The organism is Burkholderia sp. MS455 (assembly GCF_016899445.1).
Lineage (GTDB): Bacteria > Pseudomonadota > Gammaproteobacteria > Burkholderiales > Burkholderiaceae > Burkholderia > Burkholderia pyrrocinia_C.
Window position 1 is genome coordinate 1,740,124 of the sequence record NZ_CP041779.1, and the last position, 18,782, is coordinate 1,758,905.

The following is an 18,782-nucleotide window of genomic DNA, read 5'->3' on the forward strand; positions in this document are numbered from 1 at the left end:
AATTGTTCAGACAAATCCTGACAACCGGAAGGGGTATCCGGTAATCGGATTGAGAATGATTTGCGTTTACGTTAAATTGCGCTATCTCGGAATTTGACGGAGCAGATCGATGGCGATGGCGGAAGTGCTCGACCGACCGGCGGCGGCAACGGCGAACCCGTTCGTCGGCAGTTATCCGGACCTGCCGTTGCGCGCCGCACCGCGCGCGCGCCGTGCCGCGGAGCCCCGCGCGCAGGGCGCGCTGCTCGACGTGCTGATTTCGCATCGCGCAATGCTCGTCAATGTCGCGCGCGGCTTCGTCGGTTGCGCGAGCCGTGCCGAGGACGTCGTGCACGACGTATTCGTGAAGCTCGTCGAATTCCCGAACCAGGACGCGGTGCGCCAGCCGGTCGCGTACGTGACGCGGATGGTGCGCAATGCGTCGATCGATGCGTGCCGCCGGCAGAGCCTCGAAAACGTCTATCACACGGAAGAGGACGACGGCTTCGACGTGCCGTCGCCCGAGCCGACGCCGGAAGCCGCGCTGATGACGCGCGATACGCTGCGGCGCGTGTGGGCCGCGCTCGACGACCTGCCGGCGCGCAGCCGCGCCGCCTTCGAGATGGTGCGGCTGCGCGAGGAGACGCTGCAGACCGCGGCGCGCGCGCTGAACGTATCGCAGACGCTCGTGCATTTCATGGTGCGCGACGCGGAGCGCCACTGCGCGGAATGCCTCGACGCGTGCCATCGCGGCGTCGCGTGCCCGGTGTTCCTGGGCGGCCGCGCGCGGCGGCGGTAAAAAAACGCGCCGGCCAATCGTCTATCAGACAGGAGCGGCGCAATCCGCCGCTTCGCATCCTTCAACCGTCTCCTGCTTTTTTCCGATCATGACGCAAGCCACGACGCCTTCCGCCGACACCGACGATCTCGTCTACACGGTCGTCATCAACGACGAAGAACAGTATTCGATCTGGCCGACGTTCCGGCCCGTGCCGGCCGGCTGGCGCGAGGTCGGCGTGAGCGGCCCGAAGGCCGACTGTCTCGCGCACATCGAGACCGTCTGGACCGACATGCGCCCCGCGAGCCTGCGCCGCGCAATGGACGGCGAGCGCGCGACGCGCGCATCGTGACCCGCAGCGCCGCGACCCGGCGCGCCACCTGAAGAGGACGTTGCATGACCCTGCTTTCGTTGCCGACGCTCGACGACCTGCGTATCGAGCCGGGGCTGCCCACCGTCGTGTCGCCGCGCGGCAGCGACGGCATGTCGATCGACGAAGTCGCGCCGCTGGCGCGCGAGATCGCCGCCGACACGCTCGAACGGGCGGGCGGCGTGCTGTTCACGGGCTTTCACGTGCCGTCGATCGATGCGTTCCAGCAGTTCGCGGCATCGTTCGGCGATCCGCTGATCGGCTATGAATACGCGTCGACGCCGCGCAGCCAGGTCGAAGGCGCGGTCTACACGTCGACCGAATACCCGCCGCACCGCGCGATTCCGCTGCACAACGAGCAGTCGTATACGCGCGAATGGCCGCTGCGGATCTGGTTCCACTGCGCGCTCGCGGCGCCGAAGGGCGGTGCGACGCCGATCGCGGACAGCCGCGCCGTGTATCGCGCGCTCGATCCGGCGCTGATCGCGCGTTTCGAGCGGCGCGAGCTGCTGTACGTGCGCAATTTCGGGCAGGGGCTCGACCTGCCGTGGCAGCAGTCGTTCGGCACCGACGAGCCGGCCGAGGTCGAGCGGATGTGCGCGGCGCGCGGCATCGAATGCGCATGGCGCACCGACGACGACGGCGAACTGCTGCTGCGCACGCGCGAACGCTGCCAGGCCGTCGCGCGCCATCCGCGCACCGGCGATCGCGTGTGGTTCAACCAGGCGAACCTGTTTCATCTGTCCGCGCTCGACGACGACATGCAGGAAGCGCTCGTCGATGCGGTCGGGCCCGAGAACGTGCCGCGCAACGTGTACTACGGCGACGGCGAGCCGCTCGAGGCCGATGCGCTCGCGGAAATCCGCGGCGTGCTCGGCCAGCAGCGCATCGTGTTCCCGTGGCGCACGGGCGACGTGCTGATGCTCGACAACATGCTGACCGCGCATGCGCGCGACCCGTTCGAAGGGCCGCGCAAGGTCGTCGTCGCGATGGCGCTGAGTTACACGGTCCCGCGCGCGACCGAGCGGAGGACCGATGACGCGTAGTACCGCCGCGCTTGCCGGGCGCGGATTGACGGTAGGTTATCGCGACCATGTCGTGATCGACGGGCTGGACCTGTCGATCGCGGCCGGCCGCGTGACCGCGCTGTGCGGGCCGAATGGCTGCGGCAAGAGCACGCTGCTGCGCACGCTCGCGGGCCTGCAGCCCGCGCGTGCCGGCCATGTCGAAGTGAACGGCAAGCCGCTCGCGTCGTTTCGCCGTCGCGCGCTCGCGCGCGAGCTGACGATGCTCGCGCAGTTCAACCAGATTCCGTCGGGCCTCACGGTGCGCGAACTCGTCGCGTACGGGCGCTATGCGTACGGCGGCTTCCTGCGCGGCCTGTCGCGCGCCGACCATGCGGCGATCGACGAGGCGCTCGAGACCAGCGGCCTTGCGGACGATGCGGGCCGCGACGTCGGCGCGCTGTCGGGCGGCGAACGCCAGCGCGCGTGGATCGCGATGGCGCTCGCGCAGCAGGCGCCGATCGTGCTGCTCGACGAGCCGACCACCTATCTCGACATCCATCACCAGCTCGACATCCTCGATGCGCTGCGCGCGCTGAACCGCGCGCGCGGGCTGACGATCGTGTGGGTGCTGCACGACCTGAACCAGGCGGCCGCGTACAGCGACGAGATCGTGCTGATGCGCGCGGGCCGCCTCGTCGCGCAGGGCTCGCCCGACGCGATGCTCGATCCGGCGCGGCTGCGCGCGGCGTTCGGCGTCGAGATGCTGAAGCTCGCGCATCCGCAGACGGGCGCGCCGATGTGCGTGCCGGCCTACGGGCCGTCGAGCGTCGGTACGCCGCAGGCGGCCGGCGTCTTCGATCGGGATCTCGCCGTATGACGACGTTCGCGATGCGCAAGCGCCTCGCGGCGACGGGGAAGGGGGCGGCCACCGGCCGGGCCGGCACGATTGCGATCGGCCTCGTCGCGCTGATCGCGATACTCGCGGCGCTGCGCGTCGCACCCGATTTACGCGTGTGGTGGGCGGCGGCGCCCGGCAGCGACGCCGCCGCGCTCGCGCACGTGTTCCTGTTCGACCTCAACCTGCCGCGTGTCGCGGCCGCGCTCGTCGCGGGCGGCTGCCTCGGCATCGCGGGTGCGCTGTTCCAGTCGCTCACGCGCAATCCGCTCGCGTCGCCCGACCTGCTCGGCGTGACGGGCGGCGCGCAGCTCGGCCTGCTCGCGGCGATGCTCGTGCCGGCACTGGCGGGCGTCGCATCGGTGCCGCTGCTGTTCGGGTGCGGGCTGGCCGCCGCTGCAGTCGCGATCGTCGCGGCCGGCGGCTGGCGCGCGACGCCGTTGCGGCTCGTGCTCGCGGGCAGCGTGTGCATGCTGCTGTTCGCGGCGCTGTCGACGCTCGTGCTCGCGTTCTTCGAGCAGAACATCGCGGGCGCCGCGCTGTGGACCAACGGCAGCCTGTACCAGCCGGGCGCGACGGGCCTCGCGCTCGCCGCGCGCTGGCTCGTCGTGCCGCTGGTCGCGCTGCCGTTCGTGATCCGGCCGCTGAACCCGCTCACGCTCGGCGACGACGCGGCGGCCGCGGCCGGCGTGCGCGTCGATGCGACGCGGCTTGCCGCGACGCTCGTCGCGGTCGCGTTCACGAGCGTGGCCGTCAGCATCGCGGGCCCGCTGTCGTATGTCGGCCTCGTCGCGCCGAACCTGCTGCGCCAGGTGCGCGGTGCGCGCGCGGCGCGGCTCGGCGTGCTGGTGCCGCTGTCGGCGCTCGCCGGCGGCGCGCTCGTGCTCGTCACCGACAGCGCGGTGCTCGCGTCGGGACTCGACGCGACACTGTCGACCGGCGTCGCGATCGCGCTGGTCGGCACGCCGCTGATGCTCGCGATGATCCGGCGCGGCGCTGCATGGTCGGGCGTGCTGCATGCGGATGCCGAACGCGCGGCGGGCGGCGGCTCGACGCGGTTCGTCGGCTGGCTCGAACGGCTCGGCTGGCCGCTGCGCACGGCGCTGTTCGTCGTGGTCGGCGCGCTGGTGGTGTCGGTCGGCGTGTCGGCCGGCCCCGAGTGGCTGTCGCCCGCGCGCTGGTCCGCCGCGCTGTCCGGCCAGGATGCGCTCGCGCGAATGCTGATCGGCCTGCGCATGCCGCGCCTGCTGTGCGCGCTGCTCGCGGGCGCGCTGCTGGCCGTGAGCGGCGTCGCGATGCAGAGCGTCGTGCGCAATCCGCTCGCGGGCCCCGAAGTGCTCGGCGTCACGCAGGGCGCGGGGCTCGTCACGTTGTTCGCATTGTCGACGTGGCCGTTGATGGGTCACGTGACGCTCGCGGCGGCCACGCTGATTGGCGGCGGACTGTCGCTCGCGATCACGCTCGCGCTGAATCACCGGCATCGTTATGCGCCGCTCGCGGTTGCGTTGACCGGTATCGTGATCGGCGCGCTATGGACGACGCTCGCGCAATGGCTGATCACGCAGCAAAGCGTGCAGCCCGCGCGCTTCGTCGTGTGGCTCGTCGGCGGTACCTATGGCCGCAGCTGGGGCGAGGTGTCGATGCTGCTGCCGTGGTGCGTGCTTGCGGTGCCCGTGTTCGCTTGGCTCGCGCGACCGCTCGACATGCTCGCGCTCGGCGACGACCAGGCGGCCGCGCTCGGCCTGCCGGTGGCCGCGCTGCGGCCGCTCGCGCTGACGATCGCGACGCTCGCCGCGTGCGCGGCCGTTGCGGCGGTCGGGCCGGTCGGCTTCATCGGGCTGATGGCGCCGCACGTCGCGACGATGCTCGGCGCGCGCCGGCATCGCACGCGGCTATGGCTCGCGGCCGCGTGCGGCGCGCTGATCCTCGGCGTCGCGGATCTCGCGGCGCGCACGGTCGTCGCGCCGCGCGAAGTGCCGGCCGGCGTGCTGACCGCGCTGATCGGCGCGCCGTACCTGCTCGGGCTGCTGATCCTCGAGGGGCGCCGCGCCCGGCGCGCAGGGCGATGACGCCGTCGTTCGACGGCGCGCGGGCCACGCGCTTCTCGGCGTTCGCGCCCGAACCGTTCGCCGAACATCTCGACGTCGTCTGGCTCGGTATGCCCGACGACGCACACGCGCCGGGCCGCATCGTCGTGCCCGTCAGCGCGTTGCCCTCGCATCGCGAGGCCGTGCTCGACGCGATGGTCCGTCACTACGGCGGCGATCCGGCACGGCATGCGCGCGCGCTGATCTCGCAATGGAGCAAATACTATTTCGGCCGTGCGGCGCCGGCCGGCGTCGTCGCCGCGCTGACGCTCGGCCGGTCGCTCGACATGGCGCCCGAACGCACGTTCGTCGCGCTCGACGACGGGATGCCCGCCGCGCTGTATTTCGCGGCGGACGCGCTCGGCGCGCCGTGCGACGACCCCGCGCCGCGCTATGCGGGGCTCGTCGAGCATCTCGGCGCGGTGATCGATCTGCTCGCGGCGATGGGCCGCGTCACGCCGCGCGTGCTGTGGAGCAACGCGGGCAATCTGCTCGACTATCTGCTCGACACCTGCCGTTCGCTGCCTTGCGCGGCCGATCCCGTGCGCGACGCGGGCTGGCTGTTCGGCTCGACGTGCTTCGCGTGCGAACCGAATCCGCTGCGCATGCCGGTGCGCGACGCCGTGCCGCGCTCGCCGCTGCTGCCGACGCCGTTTCGCGCGCGCCGCGTGTGCTGCCTGCGCTACGAAATTCCTGGAGAAACGCAACTGTGTGGAAGCTGCCCCCTGCTATTGACGATGGACGACGCGGCGCTGGCCGGGCAGGACGCGATCCGGTGACGCATGCCGGCCGCCGGCACGCGTTGGGCGCACTCGCGGCGCTCGGTGCCGCGTGCTGCGGCGTGTTTTCCGCGTCGGCCGGCGCGGTTGCCGTTGCCGGCGGCGGACCCGGCACGCCGGGCGCCGTGTCGCTGGCCGGCAATCCCGTCGTGTCGCAGGCAAGCGCGAAGATGCCCGTGCGGCCGCAGCGCGTGGTCGCGCTCGACTTCATGTTCGCGGAAAGCGTGGTCGCGCTCGACCTCGTGCCGGTCGGGATGGCAGATACCGCGTTCTATCCGGGCTGGCTCGGCTACCAGAGCGACCGGCTCGCGCACGTGACCGACGTCGGCTCGCGGCAGGAGCCGGGGCTCGAGGCGATCGCGGCGGTCAAGCCCGACCTGATCATCGGCGTCGGCTTCCGGCATGCACCGATCTTCGACGCGCTCGACCGGATCGCGCCGACGATCCTGTTCCAGTTCAGCCCGAATGTTTCCGACGGCGGCGTGCCCGTCACGCAGCTCGACTGGATGCGGCAGATCTTCAGGACGATCGGCGCGGTGACGGGGCGCGACGCGCGCGCGCAGGCAGTCGATGCACAACTCGACGCGGGCATCGCGCGCAATGCGGCGCGGCTCGCGGCAGCGGGAAGAAAGGGCGAGCGCATCGCGCTGCTGCAGGATCTCGGCTTGCCCGACCGTTACTGGGCCTATACGGGCAACAGCACGTCGGCGGGCCTCGCGCGTGCGCTCGGGCTCGATCCGTGGCCGAAGAAGCCGACGCGGGAAGGCACGCTGTACGTGACGTCGGCCGACCTGCTCACGCAGCGCGACCTGGCCGTGCTGTTCGTGACCGCGTCGGCGATGGACGTACCGCTGTCGGCGAAACTCGATTCGCCGGTGTGGCGTTTCGTGCCCGCGCTACGCGAGCGCCGGATCGCGCTCATCGAACGCAATATCTGGGGGTTCGGCGGGCCGATGTCGGCGCTGAAGCTGGCCGACGTGATGACCGATACGATGCTGAAGCTGCCGGCCGCGCGTTGAGCGCGCGGCGGTTTGTCGGCGGATAACGCCGCTTTGACGGACGTGGCGTTGTCATCTGCATGAGGGGGGATAGTCTCGGCTTTCCCTTTCCGCCATGCGTCAACAATACATTCCCTTCTTGACCGAGCATCGCCGACGCGCTGCCATTGCCGCGCGTCGGCGATCTATCGATGAATGGCTTACGCGCTCAGCGCGTCGACACCGTCCCGAGCACGCAAACGCGCCGGCATCGTGTCGCTGACGATGCGCCCGTTGTCGAGCTTCAGCAGCCGGTCGGCGAGGTCGAAATAGCGGTCGTCGTGCGTGATCACGATCACGGCCTTGCCGCGCGCGCGCAGCTCGGGCAGCAGCTGCTCGTAGAACACGGCCTTGAACGACGGATCCTGGTCGGCCGCCCATTCGTCGAACAGGTAGAACGGCCGGTCTTCCAGATACGCGACGACGAGCGCGAGCCGCTTGCGCTGGCCGGTCGACAGCGCGCGGGTCGAGAACGCACCGTCGACCACCTTCACCTTGTGGTCGAGCGCCAGCTTCGCGACGAGCGCGTTCGCCCGCGCATCGGCCTGCGCGCGGGCCGGATCGTCAGGATCGACGATGCCGAGCAGCGCATCGAACAGGTGGAAATCGTTGAACACCGCGCTGAAGCGCTGCCGATACGCTGCCCGCTCGCGCCAGCCGATCGTGCGGCCGTCGACCTCGATCGTGCCTTCCTCGGGCTCGTAGAGTCCGGTCAGCACCTTCGCGAGCGTCGTCTTGCCGCTGCCGTTGCCGCCGACGATGAACACGAGCTCGCCCGGCTTGATCGTCAGGTCGATCGGCCCGATGCTGAACATCCGTTCGTCGCGCTCGTGGAAATACGCGTGCGTGACGCCGCGCAACGTGACGGCGCCGGCCGGCGGTACGTCTGGCGCGTCGGCCGCGGGCGGCACCGTGCGCAGCGCGCCGAATTCGGCCATCACACCCTCGATCCGCGTGAGCGACACGCGTGCCGCGTTGACGGTCGGCAGGTTGTTCAGGAGCCCGTCGAGCGGCACGAGCATGAACAGGAACACGACGACGTAGCCGGCCGCCGCGCCCGGATCGGCATGCACGCCGAGTTGCGACCAGAACGATGCCACGCCGAGGAATACGTAGAACAGGAAGATGATCCAGCCGACGCCGACCGCATACGCGCTGAACGCGCGGCGGCGGTGGTCGCGCACTTCGCCGATCGCGGCGCCGAGCTGGCCGTCGACGAACTGGCGCGCGCGCGCATCGTGCAGCTTCAGTTCCTTCGCGCCGGAAAACAGCGAGCCGAGATAGCCGAACAGGCGGTCCTGCGCCTGGCCGGCCGCTTCGAGCGACGCGATCGCACGGCGGTCGCCGGTGTGATAACCGAGCGAGCCGGCGATGATCGCGGCCAGCGCCAGCACGCACACGGGCCACGACAGCCACGCGAGATAGCCGAGGCAGCCGAACACGATCGAGCCGTGCATGACCAGGTTCGGCAGCGCGAAGAACAGCATCGACACGTTGGTCGCGTCGTCGGTCAGCACCGACTGCACGGGCGCGGCGCCGATCCGCTCGATGTCGCGCAACTCGGCCGCGCCGACGCGCCGCGCGAGATGCACGCGCAGCCGCGCCATCGTGTCCTGCGACAGGCGCGCGAACAGCGTGCCCGACACGATCCGCGTGACGAGCGCGATCACCGCGCACAGCGCGAAGCGCCACGCGAGCGACGCATCGGCGGCGCCCGGCTGCGCGAGCGCGCGGTTCAGCGTCGCGACGAGCAGCACGCTCGCGACGCCGTTCAGCACGCACGCGGTAAGCGCCAGCGCGAGCGACGTACGGCTTTCGCGCAGCAGCGCGAGGATCAGGCGCGCCGCGGGGCGGGCGGGCGAGGCGTCGAGGGACGGCGGGGAAGAAGGCTCGTGGGCAGCAGTCATCGGCAACGTCGGTAAAGGGAAGGCAAGCGAATACGCGGAAACGAAAAAGTCGATGCGAAAGCGGTGGGCGGGGGCGGGCCCCGTTCCGGCTTTCCTCCCTGATAGACGAACGGGCCGCGCAAATATTTAGCAGCGCCTGCAAAAAAAACGCCCAAGCACGCTTCGAGCGCAAAACGGTAAAAAATCGGCCGCGCCGTTCGTCACACCAGTGAAGCCGCCCCAAGCGGCCCCGAGACTTGGCCGAAGCGGCCGGACCGAAGGATTTCACGCACATGACGAGTTTCCCGACTGCGCTGCATCACCGAATCCGCGAACTGGCGCGCATCGCGCCCGACGCACCGGCAATCGCGGTACCTTTCCAGAACGACTTGCGCCTGTCGCGCGGCGCGCTCGACGCGCGTGCGTCGCGGCTGGCCCGGCAACTGCGCGCGGCCGGCGTCGGCGCGGAAGTGCGGGTCGGCGTCTGCGTCGAGCGCTCGTGCGAGCTGTTCGTCGCGCTGCTGGCCGTGCTGAAGGCGGGCGGCGTGTTCGTGCCGCTCGATCCGCGTCATCCGGCCGCGCGCCTCGATTGGATCGTGCAGGATGCGCAACTGCGGCACGGCATCGTCGACGAAGCCGGCCGCGCGGCGCTCGGCGCGCCGTTCGAACATGCGTTCGACGCGGCTGCCGAAGCGGCGGGCGAGCAGGACCTCGCTGCCGATGACGAAGACGTGCCCGTGCACCCGCGTGCGGCCGCCTACATGATCTATACGTCGGGCTCGACGGGCACGCCGAAGGCGGTCGTCGTCGAACACGGGCCGCTCGCCGCGCATTGCGACGCGCTCGCGGCCGCGTTGCCGATCGACGCAGGCGACCGCCTGCTGCATTTCGCGTCGGTCAATTTCGACGCCGCTCACGAGTGCTGGCTCACGCCGCTCGCGATCGGCGCCAGTATCGTCGTGGCGCCGCCGCAGCCGTTCGCGCCCGACGCCGCGCATGCGCTGATGGTGCGCGAATCGGTCAACGTCGCCGCGTTCCCGCCCGCGTACCTGCGCGAATTCGCGGCTGTCGCCGCGCGCGACGGCGTGCCGCCGGCATTGCGCGTGCTCGCGTTCGGTGGCGAAGCGCTGCCGCAGCAGGCATTCGAATTCGTGCGCCGCACGTTTCCGTCGGTACGCCTGATCAACGGCTACGGGCCGACCGAGGCCGTGATCTCGCCGATGCTGTGGCCGGTCGAGCCGGGCGAGACGCCGGTGCTGGCCGCCGACGACGCGTATGCGTCGCTGCCGATCGGCCGCGTGATCGGCCCGCGCGTCGCGCGCATTGACGGCGATGAGGCCGATGGCGTGGGCGAGCTGCTGCTCGGCGGCGCCTGCGTCGCGCGCGGCTATCACGGCCGCCCGGCGCTGACGGCCGAACGCTTCATTCCCGATCAGGACGGCGAGCCGGGTGCGCGCGTCTACCGCACGGGCGATCTCGCACGCCTGCGCGACGACGGTGCATTCGACTATCTCGGCCGCCTCGACGACCAGGTCCAGGTACGCGGCGTGCGCGTGGAGCCCGCGGAAATCGCTGCGTGCCTGCGCTCGCATCCGGCCGTGGCCGACTCGGCCGTGGTCGCCGAAACCGGCAACGGGCCGACGCGGCTGATCGCATGCGTCGCGCTGCGCGCGGCGGCCGACGATGCGGCACTGAAGTTGCACGTGGCCGCGCAATTGCCGGCGGCATGGCAACCGCACCGGTTCGTACGTTGCGATGCGCTGCCGTATACGTTGAACGGCAAGGTCGACCGTGCCGCGCTGCGCGAGCGGATTGCCGCCGCGCGCGACACGACGCAACGCGCCGGCGACGCGCCGCGCACGCCGACCGAGCAGCAACTCGCCGGCATCTGGCAGACGCTGCTCGGCCTCGACGCCGCTCCGGCGCGCGACGACCGTTTCTTCGCGCTGGGCGCCGATTCGCTCGCCGCGATGCAGTTGCAGGCCGCGATTCGCGCCGCATCGCGCGTGAACCTGCGGCTCGATACGCTGTTCGCCGATCCGGCGCTCGCCGAACTGGCCGAAATGGTCGATCGCGCGGAACGCGAGACCGGCGAGCCGCTGGCCGCCATTTCCGCGCGTCGCGCGCCGGCCGATACGGCCGCATCGGGCGCGCCGCATGTCGACCGTGCGGCGTCGCTCGCGCAGCAACGCTTCTGGGTGCTCGCGCAAACGCGCGATGCGAGCGCCGCATATCACATCGCCGCGCACTGGACGATCGACGGCACGCTCGATCGCGACGCGCTGCAGCGCGCGCTCGATCACGTGATCGGGCGTCATGAGGCGTGGCGCACGACGCTCGTCGACAACGACGACGGCGTCGTGATGCAGCGGATTCATACGCATCTGGCGGTGTCGATCGCCGACATCGACCTGCGCGACCAGCCGCCGGCCGCGCGCGACGCGCAAGCCGCGCGGCTCGCCGAGCGCGACGCGGCCGAGCCGTTCGACCTCGCACACGGCCCGCTGCTGCGCGCGACGCTCGTCGCGCTCGCCGACGACCGTCACCGCCTGCTGCTGACCGCGCATCACGCGATCACCGACGGCTGGAGCTCGCGCTGCGCGTTCGACGAACTGTCGGCCGCGTACCGCGCGTATGCGGAAGGCCGTGAACCGTCGCTGCCCGATCTGCCGATCCAGTACGCCGACTACGCGGACTGGCAGCGCGACATGCTGGCCGGCGGCGAGGGCGAACGCCAGCTCGATTACTGGCGCGGCGCATTGCGCGACGTGCCGGGCCCGATCGCGCTGCCGGTCGACCGTCAGCCGGGCGCTGCGCGCACGCTGCAGGGTGCACGCGTGTCGGTGCGCCTGCCCGACGCGGTCGCGGCCGACGTGCGTCAACTCGCGCGCGACGCGCAGGCCACCGTCTTCACGGTGCTGCTGGCCGCGCTCGACGCATGGCTGTCGCGCCTGACCGGCGAAACGGACGTCGTCGTCGCGGTGCCGGTCGCGCATCGCCAGCGCGCTGAAACGCGCGCGATGCTCGGGCTGTTCCTGAATACTGTCGCGCTGCGCGTGCGCGTGGCGCCGACGCTGCCGTTCCGCGCGCTCGTCGACGCGGCGCGCACGGCGGCGCTCGACGCGGTCGCGCACCAGGACGTGCCGTTCGAGCGTGTCGTCGATGCGGTGAAGCCGCCGGTCAAGCGCGGCGACGAATGGCTGCGCGTGAAATTCGCGCAGCAGTTCGACGCGCGGCACGACAGCGTGCTGCCGGGTGCGACCGCTGTTGCTACGCCGGGGCCCGATCTGGCCGCGCGTTTCGACTTCGCGCTGGATTTCACCGACGACGCGAACGGGATCGAACTGGTCGCAGCCTATGCGACCGACTGCATCGACGCCGACACCGCACGCGCGTGGCTCGACAGCTATGCTGCGCTCGTCGGCGCGGCCGCGCACGATCCGCAACGCGCGACGGCCGCGCTGCCGTGCGACGTGTCGGCCGCATCGCGCCAGCCGCGCGACGGCCGCGCGCTGCGCGTCGAACATGCCGACATCGTCGCCGCGTTCGCGCGACAGGCGGCCGTGTATCCGCATCGCGTCGCGCTCGCCGATGCGTCGGCGTCGCTGACGTTCGCCGAACTCGACGATGCGTCGAACCGAATCGCGCGCGCGCTGACACAGCGTGGCGCGACGGCAGAAGCACCGGTCGTCATCTGCATCGAACGTTCGGCGCGCTTCGTCGTCGGCCTGCTCGGCGCGCTGAAGGCCGGTGCGCTCGCCGTATTGCTCGATCCCACACAGCCGGCCGCACGACTGGCCGCGGCGGCAGCCGACTGCGGCGCGCGCTGGGCGCTCGTCGCGGATACGGCCGCATGGCCGGCCGGCATCGACGCTCAGCCGCTCGACGTCGACACGCTCGCACATGACGCGACGCTCGCGCATGCAGCCGGCGTGCGCGTCGCACCGCATCCGGAACAGGGCGCGTACCTGATCTATACGTCAGGTTCGACCGGCACGCCGAAGGGCGTCGTCGTGTCGCACGGCGCACTGGCCGACTACGTGCAGGGGATGCTCGACGAACTCGCGTTCGCGCCGGACGCATCGTTCGCGATGGTGTCGACCGTCGCCGCCGACCTTGGCCACACGACGCTGTTCGGCGCGCTGTGCGCGGGCCGCACGCTGCACCTGCTGCCGGCCGCGTGTGCGTTCGACCCCGACCTGTTCGCGGACGAGATGCGCGGCCGCGACGTCGGCGTGCTGAAGATCGTGCCGAGCCACCTGCAGGCGCTGCTCGACGCGCGCGTGCCGGCCGACGTGCTGCCGCGCCACGCGCTCGTGACGGGCGGCGAAACGCTCACGTGGGCGCTCGTCGCGCGCCTGGCCGCGCTCGCGCCGGCCTGCCGCGTGATCAACCATTACGGGCCGACCGAAGCGACGGTCGGCGCGATTGCGTGCGACACGGCGTCGATCGCCGCCGATGTGCGTGACCCCGCGAGCGGCGTGCCGCTCGGCCTGCCGCTGCCGAATGCGCGCGCGCTCGTGCTCGATGCGTTCGGCGCATGCGTGCCGCCCGGCGCGACGGGCGAGCTGTATCTGGGCGGCCCGGGCGTCGCGCGCGGCTACCTCGGGCGTCCGGCGCAGACCGCCGAACGCTTCGTGCCCGATCCGTTCACGCCCGGCGCGCGGCTGTATCGCACCGGCGACCGCGTGCGGTTGCGTGCGGACGGCCGTCTCGCGTTCCTCGGCCGCATCGACGACCAGGTGAAGATCCGCGGCTACCGCGTCGAACCGGGCGAGGTGAGTGCAGCCGTGCGCGCGGCCGGCCCGGTCGCGCAAGCCGAAACGCTCGCGATCGAGCACGACGGCCGCCTGCGGCTCGCGACCTTCGTCGTGATGCGCGACGGCGCGGCGTTCGACGAGGCCGCGATGCGCGCGGCGCTCGCCGCGACGCTGCCCGACTACATGGTGCCCGCACAGTTCGTCGTGCTCGCGCGCCTGCCGGTGACCGCGAACGGCAAGATCGATCGCGCGGCGCTGCGCGAACTGGCGGCCGAGCCGGTCGCGATCGCGTCCGGCGACGCGCCGCAGGGCGCCGTCGAAACGGTGCTCGCCGAAGTCTGGCAGGCCGTGCTGAAGGCGCCGCGGGTCGGCCGCGACGACAACTTCTTCGAACTCGGCGGCGATTCGATCCTCGTGCTGCAGGTGATTGCCCGGGCGCGCAAGCGCGGCGTGCGTTTCACGCCGAAGCAACTGTTCGACGGCCCGACGGTCGCCGAACTCGCGCGTATCGCGAAGACCGAGGACGTGACTGTTGCTACGCAGCCTGCAGCCGCAACCTCAGTGGCGACACCGGCTGCCGCGCCAATCCTGACGCCTGCGCAGCAACGCTTCTTCGCGCTCGACGTCCCGCATCGCGGCCACTGGAACCAGTCGGTCGCGTTCGACGTGCGCGGGCCGTTCGACGCGGACGCGTTCGCGCGCGCATTCGATGCGTTGCTGACGCATCACGACGCGTTCCGCCAGCGCTTCGCGCTTGGGGCGGACGGCACGTGGCACGCCAGCGATGCCGCCAAGCCGTATGACTCGCTGCCGTTCGTCGAAGTCGCCGCACGCGACGAAGCCGACGCGCTCGCGCGTTTCGACGCATTGCAGCGCCGTCTCGATCTCGGCCGCGGGCCGCTCGTGTGCGCGTGCGCGGCACGGCTGCCGGACGGCTCGACACGGCTTTATCTGGCGATTCACCACGCGATCGTCGACGGCGTATCGTGGCGCATCCTGCTCGACGACCTCGACTCGGCTTACCGCGCCGCATGCGACCGCACGCCGGTCCGGCTGTCGCCGCCGGGCCTGCGCGCGGATGCATGGGCCGCACGACTCGCGCGCGCCGCGACGGAACCGGCATCGCCTTTTGTAGCCGAGGCCGCGTACTGGGCCAGGATGGCGCAGGGCGATGACCTCGTGCCCGATCATCCGGACGCAGCGGCGACGAATGCCGATGCAGCCGTCGTCGTGCAGACGATCGACGCGGCGCTGACCCGCGCGGCACTGACCGATGCGCATGCGGCCTATCGCACGCAGACGATCGAACTGCTGGGCGCGGCGCTCGCGCTGGCGCTGTCCGGCGCACGCGGCGGCGCCGCATCGTGCCGCGTCGAACTGGAAGGGCACGGTCGCGAGGCGCTGTTCGACGATGCGGACGCGAGCCGCACGATCGGCTGGCTGACGAGCCACTACCCGGTGACGCTGCCGGTCGAGGCGACCGCGAGCGACACGCTGTGCGCGGTCAAGGACACGCTGCGCGCGGTGCCGCACAAGGGGCTCGGCTTCGGCGTGCTCGCGCATTACGGCGATGCGGCGACGCGCGCGGCGCTGGCCGCCGTGCCGCGCCCGCGCGTCACGTTCAACTATCTCGGCCAGTTCGACGCGCCGCGCGACGCGACGCTCGTGCCGCGTTTCGGCGGCACCGGCGTCGAGCGCGACCGTCAAGGGCCGCTCGGCAATACGCTCGCGATCCACGCGTACCTCGATACCGACCGCGACGGCGCACGCACGCTGAAAGTGCACTGGGTCTATGGCGCGCCACAGTTCGAGCGCGCGACGATCGACGCGTTCGCCGAACGCTTCGCGGCCGCGCTGCGGGAACTGGTCGAAGCCTGCGCGTCGCGCGTCGCGCATCGCGGCGGCGGCGCGACGCCGGGCGATTTCCCGCTCGCGCAGGCTGCCGGCCTCACGCAGGCCGCGATCGAACGCACGCCGCTCGACTGGCGCACGATCGACGACGTGTATCCGCTGTCGCCGATGCAGCAGGGCATCCTGTTCCATGCGCTGTTCGCGCCCGGCCACGCGAGCTACGTGAACCAGCTCGTCGCGACCGCGACCGCACTCGATGCCGAACGTCTCATTAATGCGTTCGACGCATCCGTCGCGCGCCACGACATCCTGCGCACGAGCGTGATGCCCGACGAAGCCGCGCCGCTGCAGTGCGTGCATCGCCACGCGCAGATGCCGGTCGAGCAGCTCGACTGGCGCACGCGCGGCGACACGCTCGATGCCGATTTCGATGCGTGGCTCGCCGCCGACCGCGCACGCGGTTTCGACTGGCGCGAGCCGCCGCTGATGCGGCTCACGCTGATTCGCGTGACGGACGACGCGTGGCGCGTCGTGTGGACACGTCACCACGTGCTGCTCGACGGCTGGAGCACCGCGCGCCTGCTCGCGGACGTGCTGCGCGACTATCGCGACCCGGACGCCGTGTCGCCGTTCGCGAGCCGCCCGGCGCTGCGCTATCGCGACTTCATCGCGTGGCTCGGCACGCGCGACCGCGATGCCGACGAACGCTTCTGGACCGAGCGCCTCGCGCGGCTCGACGCGCCGACGCTGATCGCGGAACGCGCGGCCGACCGAGCGGATGCCGACATGGTCACATGGCGAGCAACGATCGATGCGGACGCGATGACGCGCGTCGCGCAGACGGCGCGCGCGCTGAAGCTGACGGTCAACACGCTGGTGCAGGGTGCGTGGGCGCTCGCGCTGCAGCGGATGACGCACCAGCCGGCCGTCGCGTTCGGCGCGACCGTCGCGGGCCGCCCCGATGCGCTCGCGGACATCGACACTGTGCTCGGTCTTTTCATCAACACGCTGCCGGTGATCACCGCACCTGCACCGCAGCAACGCGCGGCCGACTGGCTGCAAACGCTGCAGCGCGAGAATGCGGCGGCCGCCGAGCATGCCCACACGCCGCTCGCCGACATCCAGCGCTGGGCGCGCGGCGCGGGCGGCGCACTGTTCGACACGCTGGTCGTGTTCGAGAACTACCCGGTGGACGACACGGCGCGCGACGCCGATCCGCGCGCGCTTGCGCTGAGCGGCGTGCGCGGCATCGAAGCGACCGATTTCGCGCTGACGCTCGTGATCGAGAGCGGCACCGAACTGACGATCGACTACGGCTACGACACCGCGCGCATCGACGCTCGGCAGGTCGAGACCTGGCACCGTGCGTTCGCGTGCGCGCTCGATGCGCTGGCCCGCACGCCGGATGCGCTGCTCGGCGCGCTGTCGATCGCGGACGACGCAACCCGAGACGCACTGGCGCTTGCGCAGGACACCGCAAAGTCATGGCCGGTCTCGCAACGTCAGCCGCTGCACCTGCAATTCGCCGATGCGGCGCGCGCGACGCCCGACGCGATCGCGCTCGAATACGCGGACGTTCACGGCGGCGTGCATCGCGCGACCTATCGAGAACTCGACGTCGGCACGTCGCGCATCGCGGCCGCTCTGCGCCGGTGCGGCGTGCGGCCCGACACTCCGGTCGCGCTGTGCGTCGAGCGCTCGTTCGACATGGTGATGGCGCTCGTCGGCGTGCTGAAGGCCGGCGCCGCCTACTTGCCGGTCGATCCCGACTATCCGGCCGAGCGCATCGCGTACCTGCTGCGCGACGCGCGGCCGGCCGTCGCGATCACGCAGGCCCATCTGCGCGAGCAGGTCGAGGCCGCGCTTGGCGACGGTTCCGCGACGCAGTTGCTGACGGTTGCTGACCTGCTCGCCAATGAAGCGGAGGAAGGTGAAGAAGCACCTGCGGGCATCGCCATCGACGACGCGCGACTCGCATACCTGATCTACACGTCGGGCTCGACCGGCAAGCCGAAGGGCGCCGGCAACACGCACGGCGCGCTCGCGAACCGGATCGCGTGGATGCAGCACGCATACCGTCTGACGCGCGACGACGTCGTGCTGCACAAGACGCCGTTCGGCTTCGACGTGTCGGTCTGGGAATTCGTGTGGCCGCTGGCGATCGGCGCGAAGCTCGCGATCGCCGCGCCCGGCGACCATCGCGATCCGGCGCGTCTCGCGGCCGCGATCCATGCGCACGGCGTGACGGTGCTGCATTTCGTGCCGTCGATGCTCGCCGCGTTCGCCGCGTATCTCGACGATTTCTCGGCCGCCGCGCAATGCGACAGCGTGCGCCTGATCGTCGCGAGCGGCGAAGCACTCGCGCCCGAACTCGTCGCGAAGATGGCGCGGCTGCTGCCGAACGCGACGCTCGTGAACCTGTACGGGCCGACCGAGGCCGCGATCGATGTGTCGCACTGGACTTGCGGCCCCGGCGACGCGAATGCGGCCGCGGTGCCGATCGGCCATCCGATCGCGAACCTGCAACTGCACGTGCTCGATGCCGCATGGCAGCCGGTGCCGGCCGGCGCGACCGGCGAGCTGTATCTCGCGGGCGCGGGCCTGGCGCGCGGTTATCTCGGCCGCCCGGCGCTGACCGCCGAGCGCTTCGTGCCCGATCCGTTCGTGCCGGGCGCACGCATGTACCGTACGGGCGACCTCGCACGCCGGCGCGCCGACGGTGCGCTCGACTACCTCGGCCGCGTCGACACGCAGGTGAAGCTGCGCGGCCAGCGGATCGAGCCGGGCGAGATCGAGGCGCTGCTGCGCGCGGCGCCCGGCGTGAACGACGCGGTCGTGATCGTGCGCGACGAGCAACTGGTCGGCTATGTCGCGCGCGGCGACGCGGGTCCGCTCGACCGTGCGGCGCTGCTCGACACGTTGCGCGCGCAACTGCCGGCCTACATGGTGCCGTCGCAACTGATCGAGCTCGACGCATTGCCCGTCACGCCGAACGGCAAGTGCGACCGCCATGCATTGCCCGCGCCGGTGCGCGAAGCGGCCGAAGCCGTCGAACTCGCGACCGACACCGAACGCGCGCTCGCGAATATCTGGCAACGCGTGCTGCACGTCGATGCGATCGGCCGCGACGGCGACTTCTTCCTGCTCGGCGGCCACTCGCTGCTCGCGACACAGGCCCACGCGCAGGCGAACCTGCACTGGGGGCTCGCGCTGCCGCTGCGCACGCTGTTCGACACACGCACGCTCGCGCGCTGCGCGCAAGCGATCGACGCGGCCTGCGTGGCGCGCGGCGCGACCGATGCGGCGAGCGCGATCGACGCGCTGCTCGGCGAACTGGAAACCCAATAAGGACG

General features: G+C 71.4%; 9 protein-coding genes. 8 read left to right on the plus strand and 1 reads right to left on the minus strand.

Annotated features, from left to right (window positions below; translation table 11 throughout):
* Positions 1–109 precede the first annotated feature (109 nt).
* The 7 genes from FPJ27_RS27180 to FPJ27_RS27210 all read left to right on the plus strand — a co-directional run bounded on the left by FPJ27_RS27180 (position 110) and on the right by FPJ27_RS27210 (position 6,914).
* A complete protein-coding gene (locus tag FPJ27_RS27180) occupies positions 110–778 on the plus strand; it encodes an RNA polymerase factor sigma-70 (RefSeq protein WP_204426313.1) in 669 nt (222 codons plus the stop codon).
* Positions 779–866: 88 nt separating this feature from the next.
* Positions 867–1,109 carry an MbtH family protein gene (locus FPJ27_RS27185; protein ID WP_047900635.1) on the plus strand — a complete coding sequence of 81 codons (243 nt, stop codon included), beginning with the start codon at positions 867–869 and terminating at the stop codon, positions 1,107–1,109.
* Positions 1,110–1,153: 44 nt separating this feature from the next.
* Entirely contained in the window at positions 1,154–2,173 is a 1,020-nt protein-coding gene (locus FPJ27_RS27190; protein ID WP_204426314.1) for a TauD/TfdA family dioxygenase, read from the plus strand.
* Positions 2,163–3,011 (plus strand): ABC transporter ATP-binding protein, encoded by an 849-nt coding sequence (locus FPJ27_RS27195; protein ID WP_204426315.1) that lies wholly within the window; start codon positions 2,163–2,165, stop codon positions 3,009–3,011. The genes FPJ27_RS27190 and FPJ27_RS27195 overlap by 11 nt, the downstream gene beginning before the upstream one ends.
* The gene (gene fhuB / locus FPJ27_RS27200; protein ID WP_204426316.1) at positions 3,008–5,098 is read left to right on the plus strand and encodes a Fe(3+)-hydroxamate ABC transporter permease FhuB; all 2,091 of its coding nucleotides are present in this window, start codon (positions 3,008–3,010) and stop codon (positions 5,096–5,098) included. The genes FPJ27_RS27195 and fhuB overlap by 4 nt, the downstream gene beginning before the upstream one ends.
* Entirely contained in the window at positions 5,095–5,895 is an 801-nt protein-coding gene (fhuF, locus tag FPJ27_RS27205) for a siderophore-iron reductase FhuF (RefSeq protein ID WP_204426317.1), read from the plus strand. Before fhuB ends, fhuF begins: the two co-directional genes overlap by 4 nt.
* On the plus strand, positions 5,892–6,914 hold the full coding sequence (locus FPJ27_RS27210) for an iron-siderophore ABC transporter substrate-binding protein (protein WP_204426318.1): 1,023 nt from the start codon (positions 5,892–5,894) through the stop codon (positions 6,912–6,914). The genes fhuF and FPJ27_RS27210 overlap by 4 nt, the downstream gene beginning before the upstream one ends.
* 179 nt (positions 6,915–7,093) lie before the next feature.
* Here FPJ27_RS27210 and FPJ27_RS27215 read toward each other — a convergent pair whose 3' ends face one another.
* Entirely contained in the window at positions 7,094–8,839 is a 1,746-nt protein-coding gene (locus FPJ27_RS27215; protein WP_204426319.1) for a cyclic peptide export ABC transporter, read from the minus strand.
* 272 nt (positions 8,840–9,111) lie between these two features.
* Here FPJ27_RS27215 and FPJ27_RS27220 point away from each other — a divergent pair, with 272 nt between their 5' ends.
* Positions 9,112–18,777, plus strand: a complete 9,666-nt coding sequence (locus FPJ27_RS27220) for a non-ribosomal peptide synthetase (protein WP_204426320.1) — start codon at positions 9,112–9,114, stop codon at positions 18,775–18,777.
* The last annotated feature ends 5 nt before the right edge of the window (positions 18,778–18,782 follow it).

Coding starts and splice junctions, on each gene's coding strand:
- FPJ27_RS27180 (WP_204426313.1), top strand. CDS start 110: ATGGCGATGGCGGAAGTGCTCGACCGACCGGCGGCGGCAACGGCGAAC.
- FPJ27_RS27185 (WP_047900635.1), top strand. CDS start 867: ATGACGCAAGCCACGACGCCTTCCGCCGACACCGACGATCTCGTCTAC.
- FPJ27_RS27190 (WP_204426314.1), top strand. CDS start 1,154: ATGACCCTGCTTTCGTTGCCGACGCTCGACGACCTGCGTATCGAGCCG.
- FPJ27_RS27195 (WP_204426315.1), top strand. CDS start 2,163: ATGACGCGTAGTACCGCCGCGCTTGCCGGGCGCGGATTGACGGTAGGT.
- fhuB (WP_204426316.1), top strand. CDS start 3,008: ATGACGACGTTCGCGATGCGCAAGCGCCTCGCGGCGACGGGGAAGGGG.
- fhuF (WP_204426317.1), top strand. CDS start 5,095: ATGACGCCGTCGTTCGACGGCGCGCGGGCCACGCGCTTCTCGGCGTTC.
- FPJ27_RS27215 (WP_204426319.1), bottom strand. CDS start 8,839: ATGACTGCTGCCCACGAGCCTTCTTCCCCGCCGTCCCTCGACGCCTCG.
- FPJ27_RS27220 (WP_204426320.1), top strand. CDS start 9,112: ATGACGAGTTTCCCGACTGCGCTGCATCACCGAATCCGCGAACTGGCG.